The organism is Saccharothrix sp. AJ9571, assembly GCF_021725495.1.
GTDB classification, from domain to species: domain Bacteria; phylum Actinomycetota; class Actinomycetes; order Mycobacteriales; family Pseudonocardiaceae; genus Amycolatopsis; species Amycolatopsis magusensis.
The window spans coordinates 6,408,932-6,431,203 of the sequence record NZ_CP091382.1 but is presented as its reverse complement, the minus strand read 5'-3'; the positions used below and the strand labels follow the sequence as shown (position 1 = coordinate 6,431,203).

The 22,272-nt window shown below is 70.1% G+C and carries 18 protein-coding genes; 10 read left to right on the top strand and 8 right to left on the bottom strand.

The features are described from left to right. Position 1 precedes the first annotated feature (1 nt). The 3 genes from L3Q67_RS29800 to L3Q67_RS29790 all read right to left on the bottom strand — a co-directional run bounded on the left by L3Q67_RS29800 (position 2) and on the right by L3Q67_RS29790 (position 5,585). A complete protein-coding gene (locus L3Q67_RS29800) occupies positions 2–2,221 on the bottom strand; it encodes a beta propeller repeat protein (protein WP_499184747.1) in 2,220 nt (739 codons plus the stop codon). Next, positions 2,218–4,260, bottom strand: a complete 2,043-nt coding sequence (locus L3Q67_RS29795) for a cellulase family glycosylhydrolase (protein WP_499184746.1) — start codon at positions 4,258–4,260, stop codon at positions 2,218–2,220. The genes L3Q67_RS29800 and L3Q67_RS29795 overlap by 4 nt, the downstream gene beginning before the upstream one ends. Before the next feature lie 83 nt (positions 4,261–4,343). Beyond that, positions 4,344–5,585 (bottom strand): aminotransferase class V-fold PLP-dependent enzyme, encoded by a 1,242-nt coding sequence (locus L3Q67_RS29790; protein WP_499184745.1) that lies wholly within the window; start codon positions 5,583–5,585, stop codon positions 4,344–4,346. A 28-nt stretch (positions 5,586–5,613) separates the two neighbouring features. Between L3Q67_RS29790 and L3Q67_RS29785 the strand changes: the two genes are divergently transcribed. Then, entirely contained in the window at positions 5,614–6,942 is a 1,329-nt protein-coding gene (locus L3Q67_RS29785) for an aminotransferase-like domain-containing protein (protein ID WP_499184744.1), read from the top strand. On the opposite strand, the gene L3Q67_RS29780 is transcribed toward L3Q67_RS29785, so the two are convergent. Continuing rightward, complete coding sequence (locus L3Q67_RS29780) at positions 6,939–7,949, bottom strand: LacI family DNA-binding transcriptional regulator (RefSeq protein ID WP_499184743.1); 1,011 nt, start codon at positions 7,947–7,949, stop codon at positions 6,939–6,941. The genes L3Q67_RS29785 and L3Q67_RS29780 overlap by 4 nt on opposite strands. A gap of 178 nt (positions 7,950–8,127) precedes the next feature. Here L3Q67_RS29780 and L3Q67_RS29775 point away from each other — a divergent pair, with 178 nt between their 5' ends. After that, complete coding sequence (locus L3Q67_RS29775; protein ID WP_499184742.1) at positions 8,128–9,546, top strand: glycoside hydrolase family protein; 1,419 nt, start codon at positions 8,128–8,130, stop codon at positions 9,544–9,546. Here L3Q67_RS29775 and L3Q67_RS29770 read toward each other — a convergent pair. Further along, positions 9,518–10,420, bottom strand: a complete 903-nt coding sequence (locus tag L3Q67_RS29770; RefSeq protein ID WP_499184741.1) for a LysR family transcriptional regulator — start codon at positions 10,418–10,420, stop codon at positions 9,518–9,520. The genes L3Q67_RS29775 and L3Q67_RS29770 overlap by 29 nt on opposite strands. A 108-nt stretch (positions 10,421–10,528) precedes the next feature. Between L3Q67_RS29770 and L3Q67_RS29765 the strand changes: the two genes are divergently transcribed. Further along, on the top strand, positions 10,529–11,044 hold the full coding sequence (locus L3Q67_RS29765; protein WP_499184740.1) for a nuclear transport factor 2 family protein: 516 nt from the start codon (positions 10,529–10,531) through the stop codon (positions 11,042–11,044). 33 nt (positions 11,045–11,077) lie between these two features. Next, positions 11,078–11,617, top strand: coding sequence for a cysteine hydrolase family protein (locus L3Q67_RS29760; RefSeq protein WP_499184739.1), 540 nt, complete (start codon positions 11,078–11,080; stop codon positions 11,615–11,617). Here the strand turns inward: L3Q67_RS29760 and L3Q67_RS29755 are convergent. The 3 genes from L3Q67_RS29755 to L3Q67_RS29745 form a co-directional block, all read right to left on the bottom strand. Next, positions 11,607–12,251 carry a lytic polysaccharide monooxygenase auxiliary activity family 9 protein gene (locus L3Q67_RS29755; protein WP_499184738.1) on the bottom strand — a complete coding sequence of 215 codons (645 nt, stop codon included), beginning with the start codon at positions 12,249–12,251 and terminating at the stop codon, positions 11,607–11,609. The genes L3Q67_RS29760 and L3Q67_RS29755 overlap by 11 nt on opposite strands. Positions 12,252–12,324: 73 nt before the next feature. After that, positions 12,325–13,713 carry a glycoside hydrolase family 6 protein gene (locus L3Q67_RS29750; protein WP_499184737.1) on the bottom strand — a complete coding sequence of 463 codons (1,389 nt, stop codon included), beginning with the start codon at positions 13,711–13,713 and terminating at the stop codon, positions 12,325–12,327. 226 nt (positions 13,714–13,939) lie between these two features. Continuing rightward, positions 13,940–14,884, bottom strand: coding sequence for a glycoside hydrolase family 6 protein (locus L3Q67_RS29745; protein ID WP_499184736.1), 945 nt, complete (start codon positions 14,882–14,884; stop codon positions 13,940–13,942). 213 nt (positions 14,885–15,097) lie between these two features. Here L3Q67_RS29745 and L3Q67_RS29740 point away from each other — a divergent pair, with 213 nt between their 5' ends. The 6 genes from L3Q67_RS29740 to L3Q67_RS29715 all read left to right on the top strand — a co-directional run bounded on the left by L3Q67_RS29740 (position 15,098) and on the right by L3Q67_RS29715 (position 21,900). Beyond that, complete coding sequence (locus tag L3Q67_RS29740) at positions 15,098–16,078, top strand: LacI family DNA-binding transcriptional regulator (RefSeq protein WP_282767862.1); 981 nt, start codon at positions 15,098–15,100, stop codon at positions 16,076–16,078. Between the two features lie 193 nt (positions 16,079–16,271). Beyond that, a complete protein-coding gene (locus L3Q67_RS29735) occupies positions 16,272–17,534 on the top strand; it encodes an ABC transporter substrate-binding protein (RefSeq protein ID WP_499184735.1) in 1,263 nt (420 codons plus the stop codon). A gap of 7 nt (positions 17,535–17,541) precedes the next feature. Further along, positions 17,542–18,522: a carbohydrate ABC transporter permease gene (locus L3Q67_RS29730; RefSeq protein WP_499184734.1), complete on the top strand. Its 981-nt coding sequence runs from the start codon at positions 17,542–17,544 to the stop codon at positions 18,520–18,522. Then, the gene (locus L3Q67_RS29725) at positions 18,519–19,397 is read left to right on the top strand and encodes a carbohydrate ABC transporter permease (RefSeq protein WP_499184733.1); all 879 of its coding nucleotides are present in this window, start codon (positions 18,519–18,521) and stop codon (positions 19,395–19,397) included. The genes L3Q67_RS29730 and L3Q67_RS29725 overlap by 4 nt, the downstream gene beginning before the upstream one ends. A gap of 2 nt (positions 19,398–19,399) precedes the next feature. Beyond that, on the top strand, positions 19,400–20,809 hold the full coding sequence (locus L3Q67_RS29720) for a glycoside hydrolase family 1 protein (protein WP_499184732.1): 1,410 nt from the start codon (positions 19,400–19,402) through the stop codon (positions 20,807–20,809). Further along, positions 20,809–21,900 (top strand): ABC transporter ATP-binding protein, encoded by a 1,092-nt coding sequence (locus L3Q67_RS29715; protein ID WP_499184731.1) that lies wholly within the window; start codon positions 20,809–20,811, stop codon positions 21,898–21,900. Before L3Q67_RS29720 ends, L3Q67_RS29715 begins: the two co-directional genes overlap by 1 nt. Positions 21,901–22,272 lie beyond the last annotated feature (372 nt).

The window sequence follows — 22,272 nt, the reverse complement described above, 5'->3', positions numbered from 1 at the left end:
ATCAGGCGGTGTCGGCGTAGACGATGCCGCGCCCGTTCGTGCCGACGTACACGCGGCCGTAAATCCGCGGATCGCCGGTCACCGCTTCCCCGGCGTTGCCGTACTGGTGTGCGTCGTCGTTGATCCGCACCCAGGTGGCACCGGTGTCGTCCGAGCGGTAGAACCCGTTCTCCCGCACCAGGTACAGCGCCGGGTAGGCCTTGCCGGGCGCCGCCTTGCCGAAGCCGATGTTGACTACCTTGTCCACACCGGACAGCCTGGTCACCGTGGCACCGGAGTCGGCCGAGTGGAACAGCCCGCCCGCGCCGGCGAGCCACAGGTCGCCCTCGCGGCCGGGGACGGCGTGGAACTTCGCCGCGTCCACCGTCGCGGCGGCGGTGAAGTTCGCGCCGCCGTCGGTGCTCACGTAGAGCCGTCCTGAGGACAGGCCATAGAACTTCATCGGGTTCACCCGGTCCGCCTCGACCACCGCACCGGCCGGGAGGCCCGCCGACGGCGTCCACGAGTTGCCGAAGCCGACCGAGAAGTGCACGGCCGCGCCCTGCGGGCTCCAGACGAACCGGCTGCCGTTCGCCGCCGCGGCGACCGTGCCACCGCCGGTCACCCCACCCGGTTCGGTCGCGCCCCACCAGTTCGCGCCGCCATCGGTGGAGAACGCCACGCGCGGCGACTGGTCGGTGTTGCCCGCGCGCACCATGGTGCCCGGGGACAGCTCGGCGTAGTCCAGGCTGGTGGTCGAAGTGAACACCGGGCCGGTGAACATCTTCGACGGCACCTTCGCCAGGTCGTCGTGCCGGAAACCGCCGATGTCCCCGAGCCCGCTGACCAGCGGCGGCCCGGACGGCGGGCTGATCAGGTCCAGCACCGCGGTCTCCTCGAGCCCGCCCGCCGTGGGTTCGAGGCGGATCTTCCCGCCGCTGTCCCAGGCGGTGAGGTTCTTCGTCCCGTAGATCGTCGCGCCCGTGCCGTACATCATCCGGTTCGAGTCGAACGGGTCGATCTCCAGCGACTCGGTCATCCAGCCCAGTTTGGGCGAGGTCTCCGGCGGCGCCGGGTTCGCGCCGAAGGTGAGCCAGGGCGCGGCGGAGATGTCCATCTCGTAGCGCAGGGTCCGCTCGGGGTAGTTGCCCCAGTCCCAGATCCGGGTCCAGGTCGCGCCGCCGTCGGTGCTGCGGAAGATGATGATGTCCGGCCACCACGAGATCTGCGTGGCCACCATCAGCGTGCCGGGGTGCTGCCGGTCCACGCTCAGCCCGCTGTAGCCGAAGTGGTTGTCCCCGCTGTCCGACGGGATCGGGCTGATCCGCGTCCAGGCGCCGGTGGCGGTGTCGAACTTCCACACGTCACCCTTGCCGCCGTCGTACGGGCCGCCCTTGTCGTTGGTGGCCAGGTAGAGGAAGCCGCCCGCTTCGTCCAGCACGCCCTTGTGCGCCAGGTAGCCGGTCGGCTGACCGGGGAGGCGCTGCCAGGTCACGCCCGCGTCGGTGCTGCGGTAGACCGTGTTCTCCTTGTCGGCCACGCCGACGTAGACGGTCTTGCTGGGGCTGCCCGCGGTGCCCGAGCGCGAATCGTAGGTCACCCAGACCACGCCCTGGTTGTCGCTGGCGTAGCCGTTCGGGTCCGCCGGGTCCTCCACGTAGTTGCCCGGGTTCGGGAACGCGGTCACCTTCGCCCAGCTCACCCCGGAATCCGTGCTGCGCCACAGGCCGTTGCCGCTGGGCGCGCCGAGGTAGAGCACGCGCCCGTCGTTCGGGTCGACGGCGAGCCGCTCCCCCATGCCGCGGCCCGGCATGTTGCCGCCGAGCTTGAACGGCAGCGGGCTGACCTGCCAGGTGGCCCCGCGGTCCGATGAACGCAGGATCGCGCCGTTGTTCGGGTCCCAGCTGTTGGTGTACATACCGGCCGCGGCGTACACGCGGTTGGCGTTCTTCGGATCCGGCGCGATGCTGACCACGCCGTTGTACCCCCACTTGTCCCAGCCCACCCAGTCCAGTAGCGGGATCCAGCGGCCGGCCGCCTGGTTCCACCGGTACGCGCCGCCGATGTCGGTGCGCGCGTAGATCAGGTTCTTCTCGGCGGGGCTGAACACGATGCCGGGCACGAACCCGCCACCCGCGATCTCCACGTTGCGCCAGGTGGCCGCCGCGGGTTCCGGTGCCGCCGCGGCGGGGCCGGACAGCGTGGACAGGATCAGCAGTGCCGCCGCGAGCAGCCACCTCATGGCTCGACTCCCCAGGTCCGGGTCCCGCCGAGGTAGGCGGGAATTCGGGGCGCGGCGGTGTAGGCGGCCGCCGCGCCGTGGCTGTGGTCATTCGTCTCGTCGAAGTTCGACCAGTCGCTCTTGCCCAGCCGCAGCTGGATCTCCCCGGTCGACTGGCCGGGGGCGAGGGTGCCGGTGGTGAAGCCGACCTCGAGGTAGGCGTCGGCGCCGGGCACGGGCGCGGCTGCGTGCACCGCGGTGCTCAGGTTCGCGCAGCCGGTGGCGGCCCAGTCGCAGTAGGACGAGACCGCTCCGGAACCGTCACGGGTGAAGTAGTAGCGCACCGACACGCCCTTGAGATCCACTGCGGACTGTCCGGTGTTGACCACCTGGAGGCCCGGCCGGATGGCGTTGTCCGACGGACTGGCGTCGTTGTCGCGGTAGAGCACCTGCAGGCTGCCCGGTGGCGCCGCCGAAGTGCGCACGGTCAGTGGTGCGGAAGGCGCGGACACGTTGCCCGCCGCGTCCCTGGCACGCACGGTGTAGGTGTAGTCGGTGTTCGGCACGAGACCGTTGTCGGTGAACGACGTGCCCGGGGAACTGCCCACCTTGGTGCCACCGCGGTAGATGTCGTACTCGCGCACGCCCACGTTGTCCGTGGCCGCGCCCCAGCCGAGCGTGACGCTCGCCGAGCCGGTCGCGGTGCTCACCACCGCGCCGGGCACGCCCGGGGCTTCCGTGTCCGTGCCGCCACCGCCGCCATAGCGCTCCCCCAGGCTGATGCCGGTGGTACTGCCCGCGCCACCCAGCGGCACCTCGTGGTCGAGGCTGACGAACTTGCCGCCGTGCTGCCAGAGCGCGGGCTTGAGCAGCGCGTACTTGGTCTCGTCCCAGGTCTTCCAGTCGTCGAGCAGCAGGCCGCCGGTGTCGCCGGAGTTCGGGTTCAGGCACCAGAACGTCTGGTGCAGGCCGTTTTCGGTGATCAGGTCACGCAGGGCGGTCATCCACCGGTCCTGCCGCGCGTCCTGGCCCAGCCGTCCGCCCCACTCGCCGAGCAGCAAGGGCGCGGTGCCGTTCTCGTGGAGGTAGAACCAGTTCGGCCGCCACACGTCGTCGGTGAGCGTGGTCTTGTCGAACTCCTTCTTGAACCACGGCTGCTCGAACACCAGCGGCCCGTAGTCGTGCGGCGAGTACACCAGCTGGTCCTGGTTCGCACCCAGGTTCACCGGGTGGTCCTTGGCCCCGCGCAGGTTCCCGCCCCACCACGTGCCGTGGTAGTCGGTGCCGGTGACCGAACTCCAGTTCTTGCCGTCCTTCGGGTAGATCTCGTTGCCCTCGCAGAGGATCAGCACGTCCGGGTTGATCGCCAGGATGCGCTTGCCCGCGGTTTCGCAGGCGTGCTTGAAGTTGTCCTGGTCGGTCGAGCTATCCCACTTGGCCCGCGGCGTGGTCGAGGCGGTGCCGTGCGGTTCGTTCTTGACGTCCATCGCGATGATGGTGTCGTCGCCGCGGTACCGCGCGGTGACCCATTCCCAGCCCTGGTAGAACAGCTCCGGGGTGATCGAGCCCTTCCACCACACCGGCTGCACGTGCCCGGAGTTGTCCGCCTCGGCGCTGTGCACGTCGAGCATCACCTTGAGGCCGTACTTCTCGCACAGCGCCAGGAAGTGGTCGAACACCTCGAGCGTGGTCTTGCCGGTCAGCTCGGGGTTGACGTAGGTGTTGACCGCGCCGGCCTGGCCAGCCTGCCCGGCCTTCCACTCCAGCAGCAGCTGGGTGGAGATCGGCACGCGCACCAGGTTGATCCCGCGTTCGGCCATCGAGCGGGTGACCTGCTCGATGTTCGCGCTCCACAGGCCGTGGAACACCCGTTCCCCGGCGTTGAAGCCGAACCAGTTGGCGCCGGTGAGCCACACCTCGTCGCCGTCGGCGTCGACGATCCGGTTGCCTTCGGTGTGCAGCCAGTCGGCGGTGGCGGCGGCCGCCGGTGGTGGCGCCGATCCGGACGGCACCACCACGGCGGCGAACACGAGCAGCACTGCCACGAGCAGTTTTCGCACCGGAACTCCTCACAGCGTCGGGAGGGCGCCTTGGGAGCGCTCCCAGACGTGTTCCGGACAGTAGTCAGCCGGGACCGCCGGTGTCACTGGGCCGTTGGAATGATTTCGGCGATCGATGCCACCACTGCCACCACGCTGTCCACCTCTTCCTCGGTGTTGTAGTAGTGCGGAGACAGACGCAGGCACCAGTCGACGTCCTTGTCGCCGAAGTCGAACTGCGCGAACTCGCGGAAGCTCAACGCGGAATTGATCCCGCGCTCGTCGAGGGCTCGCTTCAACGCCTGCGGTTGTCCGCCGGACGGCGCGAACGTGACCAGTGCGGCCGGGTTCGGGCCGCGGTCGAAGGTCCGCACACCGGGCAGTTCACCGAGGCGGGCCCGCAAATCCGCCGCCAGCGCGGGAGTCCGCCGGGACACCGGCTCGATACCCACTTCGAGCGCGTAGCGGACCGCCGCCGCACAGCCCAGCACCGTGGCGTACGGGAATTCCCACTCTTCGAACCGGGCGGCGGTGTCCTGCAACCGGTAGGCGCGTGGTTCGGTCCACCGGGCACCGTGCATGTCGACGAACATCGGCTCGTAGCCTTCGCGCAGCACGCGGTCGGAGACGTACAGGAAGCCGGAGCCGCGCGGCCCGCGCAGGAACTTCCGGCACGTCGCGGTCAGCAGGTCGCAGCCGATCTCCTCGACGTCGATCGGGAACTGGCCCACCGACTGGCACGCGTCGACCAGGTAGAGCAGGCCCAGTTCGCGGCAGTGGCGGCCGATCTCGGCGATCGGCTGCACGAGGCCGGAATTGGTCGGCACGTGGGTGGCGGCCACCAGGCGCGGCCGCCGGGAACGCATCAGCGCGGCCATCACCTCCACGTCCACCCCGCCGTCCGGCCGGTCCGGCGCGTGCAGGATCTCCACGCCGAACCGCTTGCGCAGCGACAGGAACGCGATCTGGTTGGAGATGAAGTCGTTGCGCGTGGTGAGGATGACGTCGCCGCGTTCGAACGGGATGGCCGAGAGCGCCTTGGTGTAGGCGTGCGTGGCGCTGCCGGCGAACGCGATGTTCTCCGGGGCGCAGTTGATCAGGTCGCCGACCGCGGCGTGGAAGTCGCGTACCTGCTCGGCTCTGCGCGCTGACGCCTCGTAGCCGCCGATGTTCGCTTCCAGGTTCAGGTGGTCGACCACGGTTCGCAGCACCGGCCGGGCGAGCAGCCCGCACCCGGCGTTGTTGAAGTGGATGACCGATTCGGCGCCCGGGGTGTCGGCACGCAGGGCGGCGATGTCGAGGAACGGTTCTGCGGAACGCGCGAAAGCGCTACTCTGTTGCTTCATGTCCGAGAGTAGCAGTATTGACGCGTTGGTGACGACCCTCGCGGCCGAGGTCGCCGGGTCATCCCCGGGCGAGCGGCTGCCGAGCAGCCGCGAACTGGTGCGGCGCCACGGCGTGAGCCCGGTGACGGTCACCAGGGCCATCGCGCGGCTCGCCGCCGAGGGTGTGGTGGTCACGCGGCCCGGCAGCGGCACCTTCGCCGCGCCACGCCGTGCGCGGGCGGACGAGGCTCCGGACACCTCGTGGCAGTCGGTGGCGCTCGGCGATCGGAGCGTGGAGGCCGGTTCGGTGGCGGGCCTGCACGGTCCACCACCCGAGGACGCGATCCCGCTGGCGGGCGGTTACCCGCATTCCTCGCTGTGGCCAGGAAAAGCGCTCGGCGCCGCGCTCGCCAGGGCGGCCAGGCGGCCCGATGCCTGGCACCGGGCACCGACCGCTGGCCTGGCACCGCTGCGGGCGATCTTCGCGCGGATGGCCGGGGCGAGCCCGGACGACGTGCTGATCACCGGGGGCGGGCAGGGCGCGCTGGCGATGGCGTTCCGGGCCATCGGCGCGCCGGGTTCGCCGGTGCTGGTCGAATCCCCCACCTACCCCGGCGCGCTCGCCGCCGCCCGCGCGGCCGGTCTGCGCCCGGTCCCCGTGCCGATGGACGCCGACGGGATCCGCCCGGACCTGCTCGCCGAGGCCTTCGCGATGACCGGCGCGCGGCTGCTGTACTGCCAGCCCACCTTCCACAACCCGACCGGCGCGGTCCTCTCGGCCGACCGGCGGGAGCAGGTGGTCGCGGTGGCCCGCGCCGGTGGTGCCTTCGTGCTCGAGGACGACTTCGCCCGCCACCTCGGCCACGGCGCTCCGATGCCGCGCCCGCTGGCCGCCGACGACCGCGACGGCACGGTCGTGTACCTGACCTCGCTGACGAAACCGGCCTCGCCGAGCCTGCGGATCGGGGCGCTGGTGGCCCGCGGGCCGGTGTCCGAGCGCCTTCGCGCGATGCGCCTGGTCGACGACTTCTTCATCGCCCGCCCGCTCCAGGAGGCGGCGATCGAACTGCTCAGCAACCCGGCCTGGGAACGGCACCTGCGTGCCCTGTCCACCGCGCTGCGGGACCGCTGCGCCACCCTGGCCACCGCACTGGACCGCGAGATTCCGGAGTGGACGGTCGACCGGGTCCCCCGCGGCGGGCTCCACCTGTGGGTCCGGCTGCCCGGGCCGGTCACCCCGCCCGCCGGGGTGGCGGTCGGCCACGGTCGCGACTACTTCCCGGCCGAGCCCTCCGGTGACTACCTGCGCCTCAGCTTCGCCGCCGCGGCCGACCCCGGCGAATTGCTCGAGGGCGTACGCCGGCTCCGGGGGCGCTAAGCCGGGCCGCTGCTGGCACGGGTGACGAGCATGGGCAGCGCGGTGCTCTCGTCCGCGACCGTCTCCCCCTCGACGACCCGCCGCAGCAGCGAAGCCGCCAAGGCACCGAACTCCGCGATCGGCCGCCGCACCGCGCTCAATGCCGGGCGGACCAGGCGGCAGAGCACCGAATCGTCCCAGGCGATCAAGGAGATGTCTCCCGGCACGGAGATGCCGAGTTCGTGGGCGACACCCAGCGCGGCCACCGCCATCACGTCGTTGTCGAAGACCAGCGCGGTCGGCGGCCACCGCGACACCAGCACCCGGCGCGCGGCGCTCGCGCCCGCCTCGTCCGAGTAGTCGGTGTAGACGACTTCCGCGCTCTCGAAGCCGAGCCGCTCCGCCGCCCGCTCGAACGCCTCGGACCGCACACGGGTGTGCATGAACTCCCGCGGCCCGGCGACCCGGACGATCCGGCGGTGCCCCAGCGCGGCCAGGTAGTCCAGCACCTCGTCGATCGCGGCCACGTCGTCGATCCACGCGCACGGCAGGCCAGGACGCCCGAGCGGGCCGCCGATGATCACCGCGGGCAGGCCCATCGACGCCACCGCGTCCACCCGGTCGTCGTCGTCACGCAGGTCGATCATCAGCACACCGTCGACGCGGCGCTCGGCGTGCCAGCGCCGGTAGATCTCCAGTTCGGTGTCGTGGTTCGGGGACACCTGCAGCACCAGCGAGGCCGGGCCGCTGCCGAGTTCGTCCTGGATACCCGCGATCAGCCGGATGAAGAACGGCTCCGCGGCCAGCGTTTCCGCCGGGCGGTCGATCACCAGGCCGAACGCGCCGGCGCGGCCGTCGGACAGCGCCCGCGCGGCGGTGCTCGGCGCCCAGCCCAGTTCGGCGGCGATGCCGGTGATCCGGCTGCGGGTGGCGGCCGAGACCCCCGGACGGTTGTTCAGGGCGTAGGACACCGCCCCCTTGGACACCCCGGCCGCCTTGGCGATGTCGGCGATGGTCGGACGTTTCAAGCAGACCTCCCGCTCGTGCTGCGGCGAGTCTAGCAACGCGTACTTAACCGGGTAAGCAAGCGCTTTCATTGACTAGAACGCAATCAGCTGCCTACGTTGTGCACAGGGGACACAGTAGTCAGCGCCGATCACTGAACCAGTTCAGCTGTCCCTCGCGTCCAAGGAGGAACGCCGCGCCATGGCCACAGCACGCAGCGACCAGGTCCGGTTTCCGCCCGGCTTCGTCTGGGGCACCGCGACCGCGGCCTACCAGATCGAAGGCGCCGGGCCACCCGGCGCACGCGGACCGTCCATCTGGGACACCTTCGCCGCGCAGCCGGGACGCACGGCGGACGGGGACAACGGCGACGTCGCCTGCGACCACTACCACCGCTACCCCGAGGACCTGCAGCTGCTCCACGCGCTCGGCGTCGGCGCCTACCGGTTCTCGGTGTCCTGGGCGCGCCTGCAGCACGCCGGACGCGGGCCGCTCAACCAGCGCGGGATCGACTTCTACTCGCGGATCGTGGACGGCCTGCTCGATCGCGGCATCGAGCCGTGGGTGACGCTGTACCATTGGGATCTGCCGCAGCCGGTGGAGGACTCCGGTGGCTGGCCCGCCCGCGACACCGCGCTGCGCTTCGCCGACTTCGCCGCCGGGGTGCACCACTTCCTCGCCGACCGGGTCAAGCGGTTCATCACGCTGAACGAACCGTGGTGCTCGGCGTTCCTCGGCTACGCGAGCGGGCTGCACGCCCCCGGCCGCACCGAACCGGCCGCCGCGATCCGCGCCACGCACCACCTGCTGCTCGGGCACGGGCTGGCACTGGAGGCCATGCGGTCGATCGGGCCCGCCGAAATCGGGATCACGCTGAACCTCGCGCCGACCGCGGCGGCGACCGGCCACCCCGACGACACCGAGGCCGCCCGCCGGGTCGACGGGCTGCACAACCGGCTGTACCTGGATCCGTTGCTGCGCGGGCACTACCCGGCCGATGTGGTGGAGGACCTGAGCCCCATCACCAAGTTCGGTTTCGTCGCCGACGGCGATCTGGGCGTGATCCACCAGCCGATCGACTTCCTCGGCGTCAACTACTACGCCCCGCAGACCGTCTACGGCACCCCGGACGCGCCGCCGGTGGAACCGCCCTCGACCCACCTCGGCCTGACCCGGCTCGGGTTCCGGCACACCGAGCGGCGGACGAGCATGGGCTGGAGCGTCGAAGGCGCCGGGCTGACCAGGGTGCTCACCCGGCTGGCCCGCGACTACCCGCCGATCCCCTTGTACATCACCGAAAACGGGGCCGCGTACGAGGACGAGCCGACCGGTGGGCAGGTGCTCGACCACGACCGGATCGACTACCTGGACGAGCACCTGCGGGCCGCGCACGACGCCATCGCCGCCGGTGTGGACCTGCGCGGATACTTCCTCTGGTCGCTGCTCGACAACTTCGAGTGGGCCGAGGGGTACCGCAAGCGCTTCGGCCTGGTGTTCGTGGACTACGCGACCCAGGAACGCGTGCCGAAGCTGAGCGCGAAGTTCTACCGGGACGTCATCCTCGCGAACGGGCTCCAGGGCACGCCCCAGCTCAGGCTTGCGCGGCCGCCAGCTCCCTGACCACCTTCGCGAAATCGGCCACCAGCGGGTTGTTGCTCGCCGCGGGCCAGGCGAAGGCTATCCGCAGCGGCTCGACGTCGACGATCGGGCGCCAGCCGAGGTCCGGGCGGGCGTAGTAGGTGGCCATCGAGCGCGGGCCGATGCACACCGCCGCGCCCCCGGCCACGTTCTCCAGCATCTCCTCGACGTTGTCGTTCTCCGGGCCCCACCGGGGTTCCGAGCCGTCCGGGCGCGGGTTGACCGCCCACCAGTCGACCCAGTGCCGGGGCGCCTTCCTGGTCCACATCAGCGGTTCGTCGGCCAGGTCGCCGATGGTCACCGTCTCCTGGGCGGCCAGGCGGTGCCCGGTGGCGAAGCCGACCATGCGCGGTTCCACCGCGACGATCTCCGCGTGCAGGCCGGTGGTGTCGGCGGGCAGCCACAGGAAGGCGATGTCGACCAGGCCCTCGCGCAGGGCGGCCACCTCGCCGCCCCAGTCGAACCGCTTGGGCTCGACGGTGACGTCGGGGTGGCGCTCGGTGAACAGCGTGCGTGCCTTCGCGCTGAGCGGGCCCGCACCGGTGGCTTCGAACCCGAGGCGCAGCACCCGCAGTTCGGCGGCGGCCACGCTGCGCACGGTGCGCTGGGCCGTCTGCCAGTCCGCGACGAGCCGCCGCGCCGAGGGCAGCAGCGCCTCACCGGCCAGCGTCAGCCGCACTTCGCGGCTGGTGCGCTCGAACAGCAGGATCTGCAGGTCGGCCTCCAGCTGGCGGATCTGCCTGCTCAGCGCGGGTTGCGAGACGTAGAGCCGCTCGGCGGCGCGGGTGAAGCTCAGGTCCTCGGCCACGGCGAGGAAGTACCGCAGGACACGGGTGTCGATGTCTACGCCGGCCAATCCTGGTCCCTCCAGCTCGAGCTATGCGCTCAGCTTATGGGCACAGGTCTTGGACCGGGGTGAAGATCCGGTGTCTTCTTCAAGGGTGCGCTATCGACAGGAGTACCGATGACCGAGATTTCCCGGGCGAACGTGCTGCGTGGTGTGGGCCTGGCCGCGGCGGGTTCGCTGCTGGCAGGCGGCACCGCCACCGCGGCGCCGAGCCGGACGCACCCGAACGTCAAGCTGATCCAGGACTACTACGCCGCCTACGGGGCCGGGGACCTGGCGAAGCTGAGCACCTTCTTCGCCGAGGACATCCGCTGGACCATCCCCGGCCACCACCCGCTCGCCGGTACCAAGACCGGGATCGACGAGGTGCTGGCCTTCTTCACCCAGTTGAACCGCGCGGGTTTCCAGGCACAGCCGATCTTCCTGGCCGCGGACGGCGACTGGGTGGTCGACCTGCACCGGGGCTGGAGCACCCAGCCGGCCGGGCTGGACATCACCTGGGCGCTGGCGTTCCGGATCCGGGGGCGCAAGATCGCCGAGGCGATCAACTTCGCCGGGGACCAGCACGCCGCGGACGCCTTCTTCTGGCGGACCTACCCGCTGGCGCCCATCCCGGACCGACTCGCGGATTGACCTCCACCGCGCTGGAGCTCCTACCGTCGCGGTATGAGCGAAGCAGTGATCGTGGTGGACATGCAGAACCTGTTCGTCGACTTCGTCGGGCCCGCGGGACCCGGGGTGCTGGCCGAGGTCAACCGGTACGTGGCCGAAGCCGCCGATCGGGGCGCGCCGGTGTTCTACACCCGCGACTACGCCCCGATCGACCTGCCCGAGGGCGATCCCGAAGGCCGTCTCGCCCTGCACCCCGGGCTGGACGTGCGGGGCACGGTGGTGGACAAGGGACCCGGCAAGCGCGGCGGGTTCTCCGGGTTCCTGCTGGCCCCGGTGCTCGAACCGCAGGAGGGACACGGCGGTGGCGGACTCGGCCCGCTCGCCGGGCTGCTCGCCCGGACCGGGGCGCGGTCCGTCACCGTCGTGGGCATCGCCACCGACATCTGCGTGGCGGCCACCGCGCGGGACGCGGTGCGCCTGGGTTACCAGGTCACCGTCCCGCTCGGCGCCACCGCGTACGCGAACCCGGTGACCGGCGGCGAGCACCCCGTCCTCGGGGACCTGCGCGCCGCCGGGGTCACCCTCAGCCCGTGAAGTTCACATCGCTGCAGAAGTAGTACGACTGGTCGGAGTGGCTGGCCTGCCAGATGGTGTAGACGATGTGGCGCCCGGAGCGCGAACCCGCGTTCACGTCGATCAGCGTGTTGCTGGCCGGCGCGGTCTTGCCGACCTCCTTCACCAGTTCCAGGTTGCCCCAGCCCAGTGGCTGCGTGATCGGGTTGAAGCCCTGCTTGGTGAGGTAGACCTTGTAGTAGTCGCCACCGTGCAGGGCCTGGTCGTAGACGTTGACCTTGAAGTTGTTCGGCTTGTCCGCCGCCTTCCAGTTCCCGACCGCGTCCATCGCGTTGTACCGGCCGCCTTCGGCGCGCCCGCCGCTGCACAGCTGCCCGTCCGGGATGGCGCCCTGGTGGTTGCCCTTCACCCCCTCGCGGTAAAGGCCGTTCCAGTTCCACATCGCGTTCGTGTTGGCCTGCCAGGCCTGCCAGCACATCGGGTCCTGGGTGGCCATGGCTGGGTTCTGGAAGTCGTCACCCCAGCGGTCCCAGCAACCGTAGTTGCGTGACGGCGGGTCGATGGCCGAGCCGTGCGCGGCGGCGACACCGGCGGCACCGGTCAGCAGCAGCGCCGAGGCCGAAGCCAGTGCGGCGGCGCGAAGTCGGGTGGACACGATCTTCTCCTTCCGGCGGGGACGGGACCGGGCGGGCCACTGTGGACAGTGGCCCGCCCGGCCGCGGGTGTGGCTACAGCGGCGGATACGCGTTCTGCATCAGCTGCTGGAACTGCGCGGGGAACCAGTGCCCGGCCAGCGGGGAGTCCGCCAGCGCACCGGACGGGTTGTTGCCGTTGCGCACGTTGCCCTGGTAGGCGGGGTCGCACATCTCGTCGAAGCCCTTGCCCTCCTCGTTCGGGATCTCCTTGCTGGCACCGTCGGACTCACCCGGCGGCTTCATCCAGACGTAGGCGTCGATGCCCGAGGCCGGGGCCGCGGTCGGCCGCTCGCCGAGTCCGGCACCGGACTGGTTGCACCAGTTGCCGGGGTGGATGCGGCGGTCGTACCGGCCGCCGTTGACGTAGGCGTCCACGTTGGTCTGCGGGCCCGGGCCTGCCGGGCGGGCGCTGCCGCCCCAGCCGTTGCGGGAGGTGTCGATCAGCATGCCGACGTTGGACGGGAAGCCGACCTTGACCGCCTCCTGGCGGAACGCCTGGGCGAAGGAGAGCTCATCGACGTACCGGTTCCAGTCGACCCACTTGGACTGGCGCACCGAGGTGCCGTTGACCGAGTCGTTGATGGTGAAGTTGTTCTCCTTCAACGCCGAGTAGTTCGCCGTGTTGGCGATGAACCCGTGCACGTTCGCCGGCGTGCTGCCCTCGGCCTTGGCGGCCTCGAGGAACAGCTGCGCCGAGGCGTTGAAGTTGTCGTCCCACCCGATCCAGCCGTGGTGGCCGGCGTCGATGTAGTTGTAGACGTTCTCGACCGCGCCGAGCTTGGCCAGCGCGTAGCCGACACCCTTGACGTAGTTGCCGTTCTGCTTCATCTTGTCGCACGCGGGCACGGCGGTCGGGCGGCTGCCGGTGTTGGTCACCAGGTTCGGCAGCGAGTCGATCTCCACCGTGGTCACGATGCGCAGGTTCGCATACGCCGGGTCGGCCACGATCGAGGCGATCGGGTCGATGAACTCCGCCTTGTAGCGCGGGAGGTCCTCCGGGCCCAGTTCGCCGTTGGAGGCCAGCGCCGCGCAGTCACGGCCGGGGAGGTCGTAGACCACCAGCTGGATCACCAGGGGCTGCCCGCCGGACTGCTGCACGGCGGCGTCCAGGTGATCGCGCAGGCCCATGCCACCGTTGACGCCTTCGATCGCGGCGATCCGGTCCAGCCAGACACCGGTGGGCTGGTTGGCGATCCGGCTCCCACCGGGCTCGGCGTTGGCCTTGGCCGACCACTCGGGGTTCACGTACACCTTGGCACCGGCGTAGGGATTGTCCACCCGGGGCGCCGGGGCCTGCTCGGCTCCCGCCGACGCACCCCCGACACCGGTGACCACCAACGAGGCCGACGCGAGCGAGACCGCCGCGGCCAGGCCACGGATCAGCCGTTTGCGTGGTGTGCCTCTAGCGAAGGCAGAACGCATGATGACTCCTTTGTCATGATCTTCAGGGAGAGCCTGGGAACGCTCCCAGAACGAGGACTCTAACCCGTGCGGGCCTGGATCCGGAAGCCCTTTGGCCTAAACTAGGCCGAGCGAGGGAATTTCCCACGGCGAACACCGCACCCACCACGCGAGGACCCTTCAACGCTATGAATGGGGCATTACTTGCGGTCATTGCAAGTAATGCCCCATTCATAGCGTTCAGACCTCAGCCGGTGGCGAGTTCGTAGGCCCGCTGCGGCACGAACTGGCCGGCCGCGGCGATGCAGCCGTCGGCCTCCCCGGGCAGCTTGACCCACAGGAAAGCCGCTATCTGCCCATCTCCGGTGTCGGTGGTGCTCGGCGTGCCGACCGCCCGTCCCGGCGGGTCGCACCATTCACTGCCCGCCGGCCCATTGCCGTTGCGGGAAGTGTCGATCACCGCGCGCAGCCTGCTGTCGCCGATCGCGGAAAGAACGGACTTCGCGAAATTGATCTCATCGGAGGTGTTCCGGTAGTTCGAAACATTCGTCGAGATTCCGTCCGCGCTCGCGGAAATGTCGGCCGCTTTCAACCGCGCGGCCGCTTCACCCGGTGCCAGCCACGCCGAATGCCCGATGTCGAAGTAGACCTTCGCCTGCCCCGAGCCGGCTTTCAGCGCCTTTCCGGCATACGCCATCGAGGCGCTGGTTTCGGCCTGCTGGGCCGGTGTCTGGCAGCTGGTCATCAACGGCAGCACGTCCGGCTCGAGCACGATCGCCGCCGGGCGCCCGGCCAGGCCGGCCGCCACCTCGTCCACCCACTGCCGGTAAGCCGGGTGCGACGGCGCACCGCCACCACTCGCGCCGCCGCAGTCCCGGTTCGGCACGTTGTAGACCACCAGGATGGGCACCTTGCCCGCCGCCGCCGCGGCGCCGACGAAAGTGTCCACCTGGGATCGCACCGTGCCCGTGTTGGTGGTCGTGAACCACCGCGCCTGGGGAACACTCGCTATCCGGTCCCGGATCGCCGGTGTCCTCGAGTCTCCCGGGTTCGCCGCCACCCACTGGGCCGCGTTGGTGCCGGGGTCCACATAGAACGCCGACTCCGCCTGCGCGGCGGAGCCACCGGGAACCGCCACCACGGCGGCGCACGCGAGTGCGCCTGCCGCGGCAAGCCGCTTGCTGATCGCCATCCATACCTCCGAGTGTCTCGGCGGGACTAGGATGGGAGCGCTCCCAAAGCCGCTTCAGTGTGGCTTCCCTTCCGCTGGGTGTCAAGGCGGACCGCGCTGGGAGGGTTCCCAGTATCATGCTGGGCAGCAGCGGGAACCCAAGCGGAGTCGGGGAGTCACAACATGACGAGTACTGGTCGAGCCCGGACGAGCGGGCGCCCCACCCTGGAACAGGTGGCGGTGGAGGCCGGCGTGTCCCGCGGCACCGTCTCCCGGGTGGTGAACGGCTCGCTCGAAGTGAGCCCGCGCGCGCTCAAGGCCGTCCAGGAAGCGATCCAGAAACTCGGCTACGTCCCCAACCACGCCGCGCGCAGCCTGGTCACCCGGCGCAGCGACACCGTGCTGCTGGTGGTCTCCGAGTCCGAGGCGCGGGTGTTCGGCGAACCGTTCTTCGGCAGCCTGGTCCGCGGGCTGAGCCAGGAACTCTCGACCACCCCGCTGCAACTGCAGTTGATGATGGCGAGCACCGCCCGGCAACACGATCGGGTGGAACAATTGGTGCGCAACGGACACGTCGACGGGGTCGCGCTGATCTCCCTGCACGGGGACGACCCGCTCCCCCGCAACCTGGTGGCCGCGGGCGCACCGGTGGCGCTCAACGGCAGGCCGATCTCCGACATCGGCACCGTGCCCTACGTCGACGCCGACAACCTCTCCGGCGCCAAGGCCGCCACCGAGTACCTGTACCAGCAGGGCCGCCGCCGCATCGCCACCATCACCGGGCCGCAGGACATGGCCGTGGGCATCGACCGCCTCAGCGGCTACCGCTCGGCGCTGCGCGGGCGCCGCGGTGGCGCCCGCCTGGTCGCCCAGGGCGATTTCGGCCAGGCCAGCGGTGAAGCCGCGATGCGCGAGCTGCTGGAAAAGGACCCACAGGTCGACGCGGTGTTCGCCGCCAGCGACCTGATGGCCGCGGGCGCCCTGCGCGCGCTGCGCGCGGCGGGCAGGCGCGTGCCGGACGACGTCGCGGTGATCGGCTTCGACGACTCCGACATCGCCCGCAACATCGATCCGATGCTCACCAGCGTCGCGCAGCCGGTCCAGCAGATGGGCCGTGAGCTGGCGAAACTGCTCATCGCGCAGATCCGCGAGCCGGAGACGCGGCTCAGCCCGGTCATCCTGCCCACCGAGCTGGTCACCCGCGAGTCCGCCTGACCCCAGGCTTCCACCGGGTGGCCGCGGGGTAACGCTCGGGAAACGGATTCTTGACACCCGACGAGACCGGGGACACACTCGCCTGCACTGGGAGCGCTCCCATGAGTGCTCCGCCATACGAGCGAACAAACCCATCCGGAAATAGGGGCAGCAAGTGCGAAACCGGCCAAGAAGATTACTCACCCTGACGACGATGCTGGCGACGACGGCCCTGCTGGCCGGCGCGTGCGGTACGTCCGGCAGTGGCGAACCGGCGGATTCAGGCGGGCCGATCGAACTGACGATCGCCACCTTCGGCGAATTCGGCTACGAGAGGTTGCTGGAGGAGTACGAGGCGGCACACCCGAACATCAAGGTCACCGAGCGCAAGTCGGGCAAGGCGGGCCCGCACCACCAGAACCTGATCGCCAAGCTCGGCGCGGGCTCCGGCCTCGCCGACATCGAGGCGGTCGAGGAGGGCCACCTGTCCAACGTGCTGGACAAGGCCTCCCGGTTCAACGACCTCAGCCAGATCGGGCCGGCCGACGCCGGTGCCGACCGCTGGCTGCCGTGGAAGTTCGAGATGGGCAAGAGCAAGGACGGCAAGCTGATCGGCTACGGCACCGACAGCGGCCCCCTGGCCATGTGCTACCGCAAGGACCTGCTGGAGGCGGCCAACATGCCGTCGGACCCGCAGAGCGTCAAACCGCTGTTCGCCACCTGGGAGAGCTACTTCCAGGCCGGGCAGGAGTACGTGCGGGCCTCCGGGGGCAAGCCCTGGTTCGACTCCGCGGCGCAGAACTTCAACGCGATGGTGAACCAGCAGGAGGTCGGCTACCTCAACCGCGAGGACAAGCTGACGCTGGACGCCAACCCCGGCATCAAGCGCTCGTGGGACCAGGTCACCGCCGCGGTCGAGCAGGGGCAGTCGGCGAAGCTGACCGCGTTCAGCAACGAGTGGAACAGCGGCTTCAAGGAAGGCGCCTTCGCCACCAAGGCCTGCCCGGCGTGGATGATCGGCGTGATCAAGGAGCAGAGCGGGGTGGAAAATCGCGGCAAGTGGGCGGTCACCGACGCCTTCCCCGGCGGTGGCGGCAACTGGGGTGGCTCCTACCTCACCGTGCCGACCCAGTCGCAGCACCCGAAGGAGGCCGCCGAACTGGCCGCCTGGCTCACCGCGCCTGCCCAGCAGCTGAAGGCCTTCCAGGCCAAGGGCACCTTCCCCAGCCAGACCGAGGCGCTCGCCTCACCGGAACTGGCCGCGCAGACCGAGCCGTTCTTCGCCGGTGACCCCAAGACCGGGGAGCTCTTCGCCGCGCAGGCCCGCAAGATCGCCAAGCCGCAGTACAAGGGCCCCGGCGACGGCCAGATCCAGGAGAACGTGAGCACGCCCGCGCTGCAGGCCGTGGAGCAGGGCACCCCGGCGGCGCAGGGGTGGCAGCAGCTCGTCGACGGCGCCAAGAAGATCGTCGGGTAACGCACACATGACCGTTGTGCAGGCACCGCGGCGGGACGATCGCCCTTCGGCCGTCCCGCCGCGGCCCACCTTCCGGCACCGGCTGTCCAAATGGGACGTCAAGTACTCGCCGTACGCCTACATCGCCCCCTTCTTCGTGGTGTTCGGCCTGGTCGGGCTCTTCCCGCTGCTCTACACCGCCTACGTTTCGCTCTACGACTGGGAGATCGGCGACGACGATCCCCCGTTCGTCGGCTTCGAGAACTACGTCGAGCTCTTCGGCGACGGCCAGTTCTGGAACGCCGTCGGCAACACGCTGTCGATCTTCGTGCTCTCCAGCGGGCCGCAGGTCGTGATCGCGGTGCTGCTCGCCGCGCTGCTCAACACCCGGCTGCGCGGCCCGACGGGCTGGCGGGTCGGCATCCTGCTGCCCTACGCGGCCAGCCTGGTGGCCATCGGCATCATCTTCGCCAACCTGTTCGGCAACCAGTACGGCCTGCTGAACTCGATCCTCGAGGCGTTCGGCCTGGACCGGGTGGACTGGCAGGCCGGCACGCTGTCCAGCCACGTGGCCATCGCCACGATGGTGAACTGGCGCTGGACCGGCTACAACGCGCTGATCGTGCTCGCGGCGATGCAGGCCATCCCCAAGGAGATCAACGAAGCCGCGGTGGTCGACGGGGCCGGGCCGGTGCGCCGGTTCGTCAGCATCACCCTGCCGCTGCTGCGCCCGACCCTGATCTTCGTGGTGATCACCTCGACCATCGGCGGGCTGCAGATCTTCACCGAGCCGAAGCTGTTCGACGTCGGGCAGGGCTCGAACAACGGCGGTTCCAGCAACCAGTTCCAGACCGTGACGCTCTACATGTACCAGCAGGGCTTCGAGAACTTCGACCTCGGCTACGCCTCGGCGATCGCCTGGATGCTGTTCCTGCTGATCGTGGTGATCGCACTGGTGAACTTCCTGATCACCCGGCGGCTGGCCAGCACCGAAGGAGGGCGTCGATGACCCTGACCACCGCGGTACCGGCTCCCCCGGCACCGCCCGCCCGCCCGAAGGTGGCCAAGCTCGGCAGGCCGAACTTCTTCGTCTACGCCACCCTCGCGGTGTTCGTGCTCGGCTCGATGTTCCCGTTCTACTGGTCGTTCCTGGTGGCCAGCCGGGACAACGGGATGCTCACCGAGCGGATGCCCCCGCTGGTGCCCGGCGGGAACTTCTTCGCCAACGCCGCGCAGGTGTTCGACTCGGTGGCGTTCTGGAAGGCGATGGGCAACAGCGTCCTGGTGGCCACCTCGGTGACCCTGTCCACGGTGCTGTTCTCCTCGCTGGCCGGGTTCGCCTTCGCCAAGCTGCGCTTCCGCGGCCGCGACCCGCTGTTCGTGTTCATCGTGGTGACGCTCGCGGTGCCCACCCAGCTCGGGGTGATCCCGCTGTTCATCGCGATGTCCGAACTGGGCTGGGCCGGTGGGCTGCAGGCGGTGATCGTGCCGAACCTGGTCACCGCGTTCGGCGTGTTCTGGATGCGCCAGTACACAGTGGACGCCGTGCCCCACGAGCTGATCGAGGCGGCGCGGGTGGACGGGTGCAGCATGATCCGCACCTTCTGGCACGTGTGCCTGCCCGCGGTCCGCCCGGCGGCCGCGGTGCTGGCCATGTTCACCTTCATGACCTCGTGGAACGACTTCCTCTGGCCGCTGATCGTGCTGGACGCGGGCAACCCCACCGTCCAGCTGGCACTGGAACAGCTGCAGAGCGGCTACTACACCAACTACTCACTGGTGCTCGCCGGTACGACGCTGGCGACCATCCCCATCTTGATCGTCTTCCTCCTGCTGGGCCGCCAGATCGTGGCCGGCATCATGCAAGGCGCTGTGAAAGGGTGAAAATGTCGACTATCCCGCAGGAACTCGCCACCGAAGCAGGGCTGCGGTTCCCGGAGAAGTTCCTCTGGGGCGCGGCGACGGCCTCGTTCCAGGTGGAGGGCTCCACCACCGCGGACGGGCGGGTACCGTCCATCTGGGACACCTTCTGCGCGCGTCCCGGCGCGGTGCGCAACGGCGACACCGGCGACCCGGCGGCCGACCACTACCGGCTGATGGCCGAGGACGTCCGGTTGATGGCCGACCTCGGTCTCGGCGCCTACCGGTTCTCCATCGCCTGGCCGCGCATCGGCGCCGAGCCGGGCGCGCCGAACCCGGCCGGGCTGGACTTCTACCGCCGCCTGGTGGACACCCTGCTCGAGCACGGCATCACGCCGTGGCCGACGCTGTACCACTGGGACCTGCCGCAGTCGCTCGAAGACCGCGGCGGCTGGGCGAACCGCGACACCGCCTTCCGCTTCGCCGAGTACACCGAGACCGTGGTGGGCGCGCTCGGTGACCGGGTGGACACCTGGACCACGCTGAACGAGCCGTGGTGCACCGCCTTCGCCGGGTACGCCAGTGGCAGGCACGCACCGGGGCGCACCGAGCCGGACGCCGCCGTGGCCGCCGCGCACCACCTGATGCTGGGCCACGGGCTCGCCGTCGGCGTGATCCGCGCGCGCACCCGGGCCACGGCGGGCATCACGCTCAACCTGTTCCCGGTGCACCCGGCGAACCCGGACGACATGGTCGACGTGGAGGCCGCGCGCCGGGTCGACGGGGTGCAGAACCGCATCTTCCTGGAGCCGATCCTGCAGGCGCGCTACCCGCTCGACGTGCTCGACGACCTGGCGCCCTACGGCATCGGCGAGGTGGTCAAGGACGGCGACCTGACCACCATCGCCGCCCCGATCGACATGCTCGGCGTGAACTACTACCGCGACCACCACGTTTCCGGGCATTCGGACGAGGCCTCCGGGCTCCCGTCGGAATGGGTCGGCGTGGAGTACGCCAGCTTCCCGGCGCGCGGGCTGCCGCTGACCGACTCCGGCTGGGAGACCAACCCCGGCGAGCTGACCGCGCTGCTGGTCGACCTGCACCGCAAGTACCCGCAGTTGCCGCTGTACGTCACGGAGAACGGCGCGGCGTACCCGGACAACATCGCCGACGGCCGGGTCGACGACCACGACCGGGTGGCGTTCCTGGAGTCGCACCTGGCCGCCGCGCACGCCGCCATCGACCGCGGGGTGGACCTGCGCGGGTACTTCTACTGGTCGCTGCTGGACAACTTCGAGTGGGCCGAGGGGTACGCGAAGCGGTTCGGCCTGGTGCACGTGGACTACCAGACGCAGCGGCGCACGCCGAAGCTGAGCGCGCAACGGTACTCGCGGATCATCCAGGAGAACAGCCTGCGCGGGGACGGGCTCTCCTGATGGCGGCCGTTTCCTACACCGGGGCGAGCCGCGTGTACGCGGGCAAGCCCCCGGTCCGCGCGGTGGACCAGCTCGACCTCGACGTGGCCGACGGGGAGTTCCTCGTGCTGGTCGGGCCGTCCGGTTCGGGCAAGTCGACCGCGCTGCGCATGCTCGCCGGCCTCGAGGAGATCGACGAGGGTGCCGTGCGGATCGGTGACAAGGATGTCACCGCGATGCCGTCGCGGGACCGGGACATCGCCATGGTGTTCCAGAACTACGCGCTGTACCCGCACATGTCGGTGGGCGAGAACATGGGCTTCGCGCTGAAGCTGCGCCGCACGCCGAAGGCCGAGATCCGGGAACGGGTGCTCACCGCGGCGCGGCTGCTGGAGCTGGAGCCGTACCTCGACCGCAAGCCGAAGGCGCTCTCGGGCGGGCAGCGGCAGCGCGTGGCGATGGGACGGGCGATCGTGCGCGAGCCCTCGGTGTTCCTGATGGACGAACCACTGTCCAATCTGGACGCGAAGCTGCGGGTGGAGACGCGGGCGAACATCGCCGCGCTGCAGCGGCGGCTGGGCACGACCACCGTGTACGTCACGCACGACCAGGTCGAGGCGATGACCATGGGGCACCGGGTGGCGGTGCTCAAGGACGGGCTGCTGCAGCAGTGCGCCACGCCGCGGGAGCTGTATGACCACCCGCGGAACTCCTTCGTGGCGGGCTTCATCGGCTCACCGGCGATGAACCTGCTGACCGTGCCGGTGAACGGCTGGGGCGTGCGGATCGGGGCCTACGAGATCCCCCTGCGCCGCGACCAGCTGCGGGACGCCAAGTGGGCGGGCCTCGAGGAGATCACCATCGGCGTGCGGCCGGAAGCGCTGCGGGTCACCGGCTCCGCGGAGGAGGCGATCAAGCTCACCGTGGACCTGGTGGAGGAACTCGGCGCCGACGCACTGGTGCACGGGACCACCCCGGAAGACCAGTCGCTGGTCCTGCGCATCGACGGGCGGCTGGCACCTTCGATGGGGAAGACGCTGCGGGTGGCCATCCGTGACCTGGGCGAACTGCACCTGTTCCACCCGGAAACCGGAGAACGCCTGAACAGCTGAGCCAGGGGGGTGCCACTGTCACGAATGTGGCTTTCGAGACGTTCCGCGTCCCGAAAGCCACATTCGTGACGTCCGGGGTCCCACCCGAACGCGGGATTCGGCTGCCCCAGTGCGGGGTTCGGCTACCTGAACGTGGAACTCAGCTGCACGAGTGTGGGACTCGGGTGCACGAGTGTGGGACTCGCCGGGCGCAGCGCGCATCGGCGAGTCCCACGTTCAGGAAGCCGAGTACCACGTTCAGGAAGCCGAGTACCACGTTCAGGGAGCTGAACACCACGTTCAGGGAGCCGAGTTCCACACTGGGGGCGGGGATGGGGACACGAATGTGGCTTTGGGGGCGGAATCCGCCCCCAAAGCCACATTCGTGGCACC

Excerpts from the sequence above, each read along its gene's own strand:
- L3Q67_RS29715 (WP_499184731.1), top strand. The coding sequence starts at position 20,809 with ATGGCGGCCGTTTCCTACACCGGGGCGAGCCGCGTGTACGCGGGCAAG.
- L3Q67_RS29790 (WP_499184745.1), bottom strand. The coding sequence starts at position 5,585 with ATGAAGCAACAGAGTAGCGCTTTCGCGCGTTCCGCAGAACCGTTCCTC.
- L3Q67_RS29720 (WP_499184732.1), top strand. The coding sequence starts at position 19,400 with ATGTCGACTATCCCGCAGGAACTCGCCACCGAAGCAGGGCTGCGGTTC.
- L3Q67_RS29800 (WP_499184747.1), bottom strand. The coding sequence starts at position 2,221 with ATGAGGTGGCTGCTCGCGGCGGCACTGCTGATCCTGTCCACGCTGTCC.
- L3Q67_RS29775 (WP_499184742.1), top strand. The coding sequence starts at position 8,128 with ATGGCCACAGCACGCAGCGACCAGGTCCGGTTTCCGCCCGGCTTCGTC.
- L3Q67_RS29735 (WP_499184735.1), top strand. The coding sequence starts at position 16,272 with ATGCTGGCGACGACGGCCCTGCTGGCCGGCGCGTGCGGTACGTCCGGC.
- L3Q67_RS29745 (WP_499184736.1), bottom strand. The coding sequence starts at position 14,884 with ATGGCGATCAGCAAGCGGCTTGCCGCGGCAGGCGCACTCGCGTGCGCC.
- L3Q67_RS29750 (WP_499184737.1), bottom strand. The coding sequence starts at position 13,713 with ATGCGTTCTGCCTTCGCTAGAGGCACACCACGCAAACGGCTGATCCGT.
- L3Q67_RS29760 (WP_499184739.1), top strand. The coding sequence starts at position 11,078 with ATGAGCGAAGCAGTGATCGTGGTGGACATGCAGAACCTGTTCGTCGAC.
- L3Q67_RS29730 (WP_499184734.1), top strand. The coding sequence starts at position 17,542 with ATGACCGTTGTGCAGGCACCGCGGCGGGACGATCGCCCTTCGGCCGTC.
- L3Q67_RS29765 (WP_499184740.1), top strand. The coding sequence starts at position 10,529 with ATGACCGAGATTTCCCGGGCGAACGTGCTGCGTGGTGTGGGCCTGGCC.
- L3Q67_RS29725 (WP_499184733.1), top strand. The coding sequence starts at position 18,519 with ATGACCCTGACCACCGCGGTACCGGCTCCCCCGGCACCGCCCGCCCGC.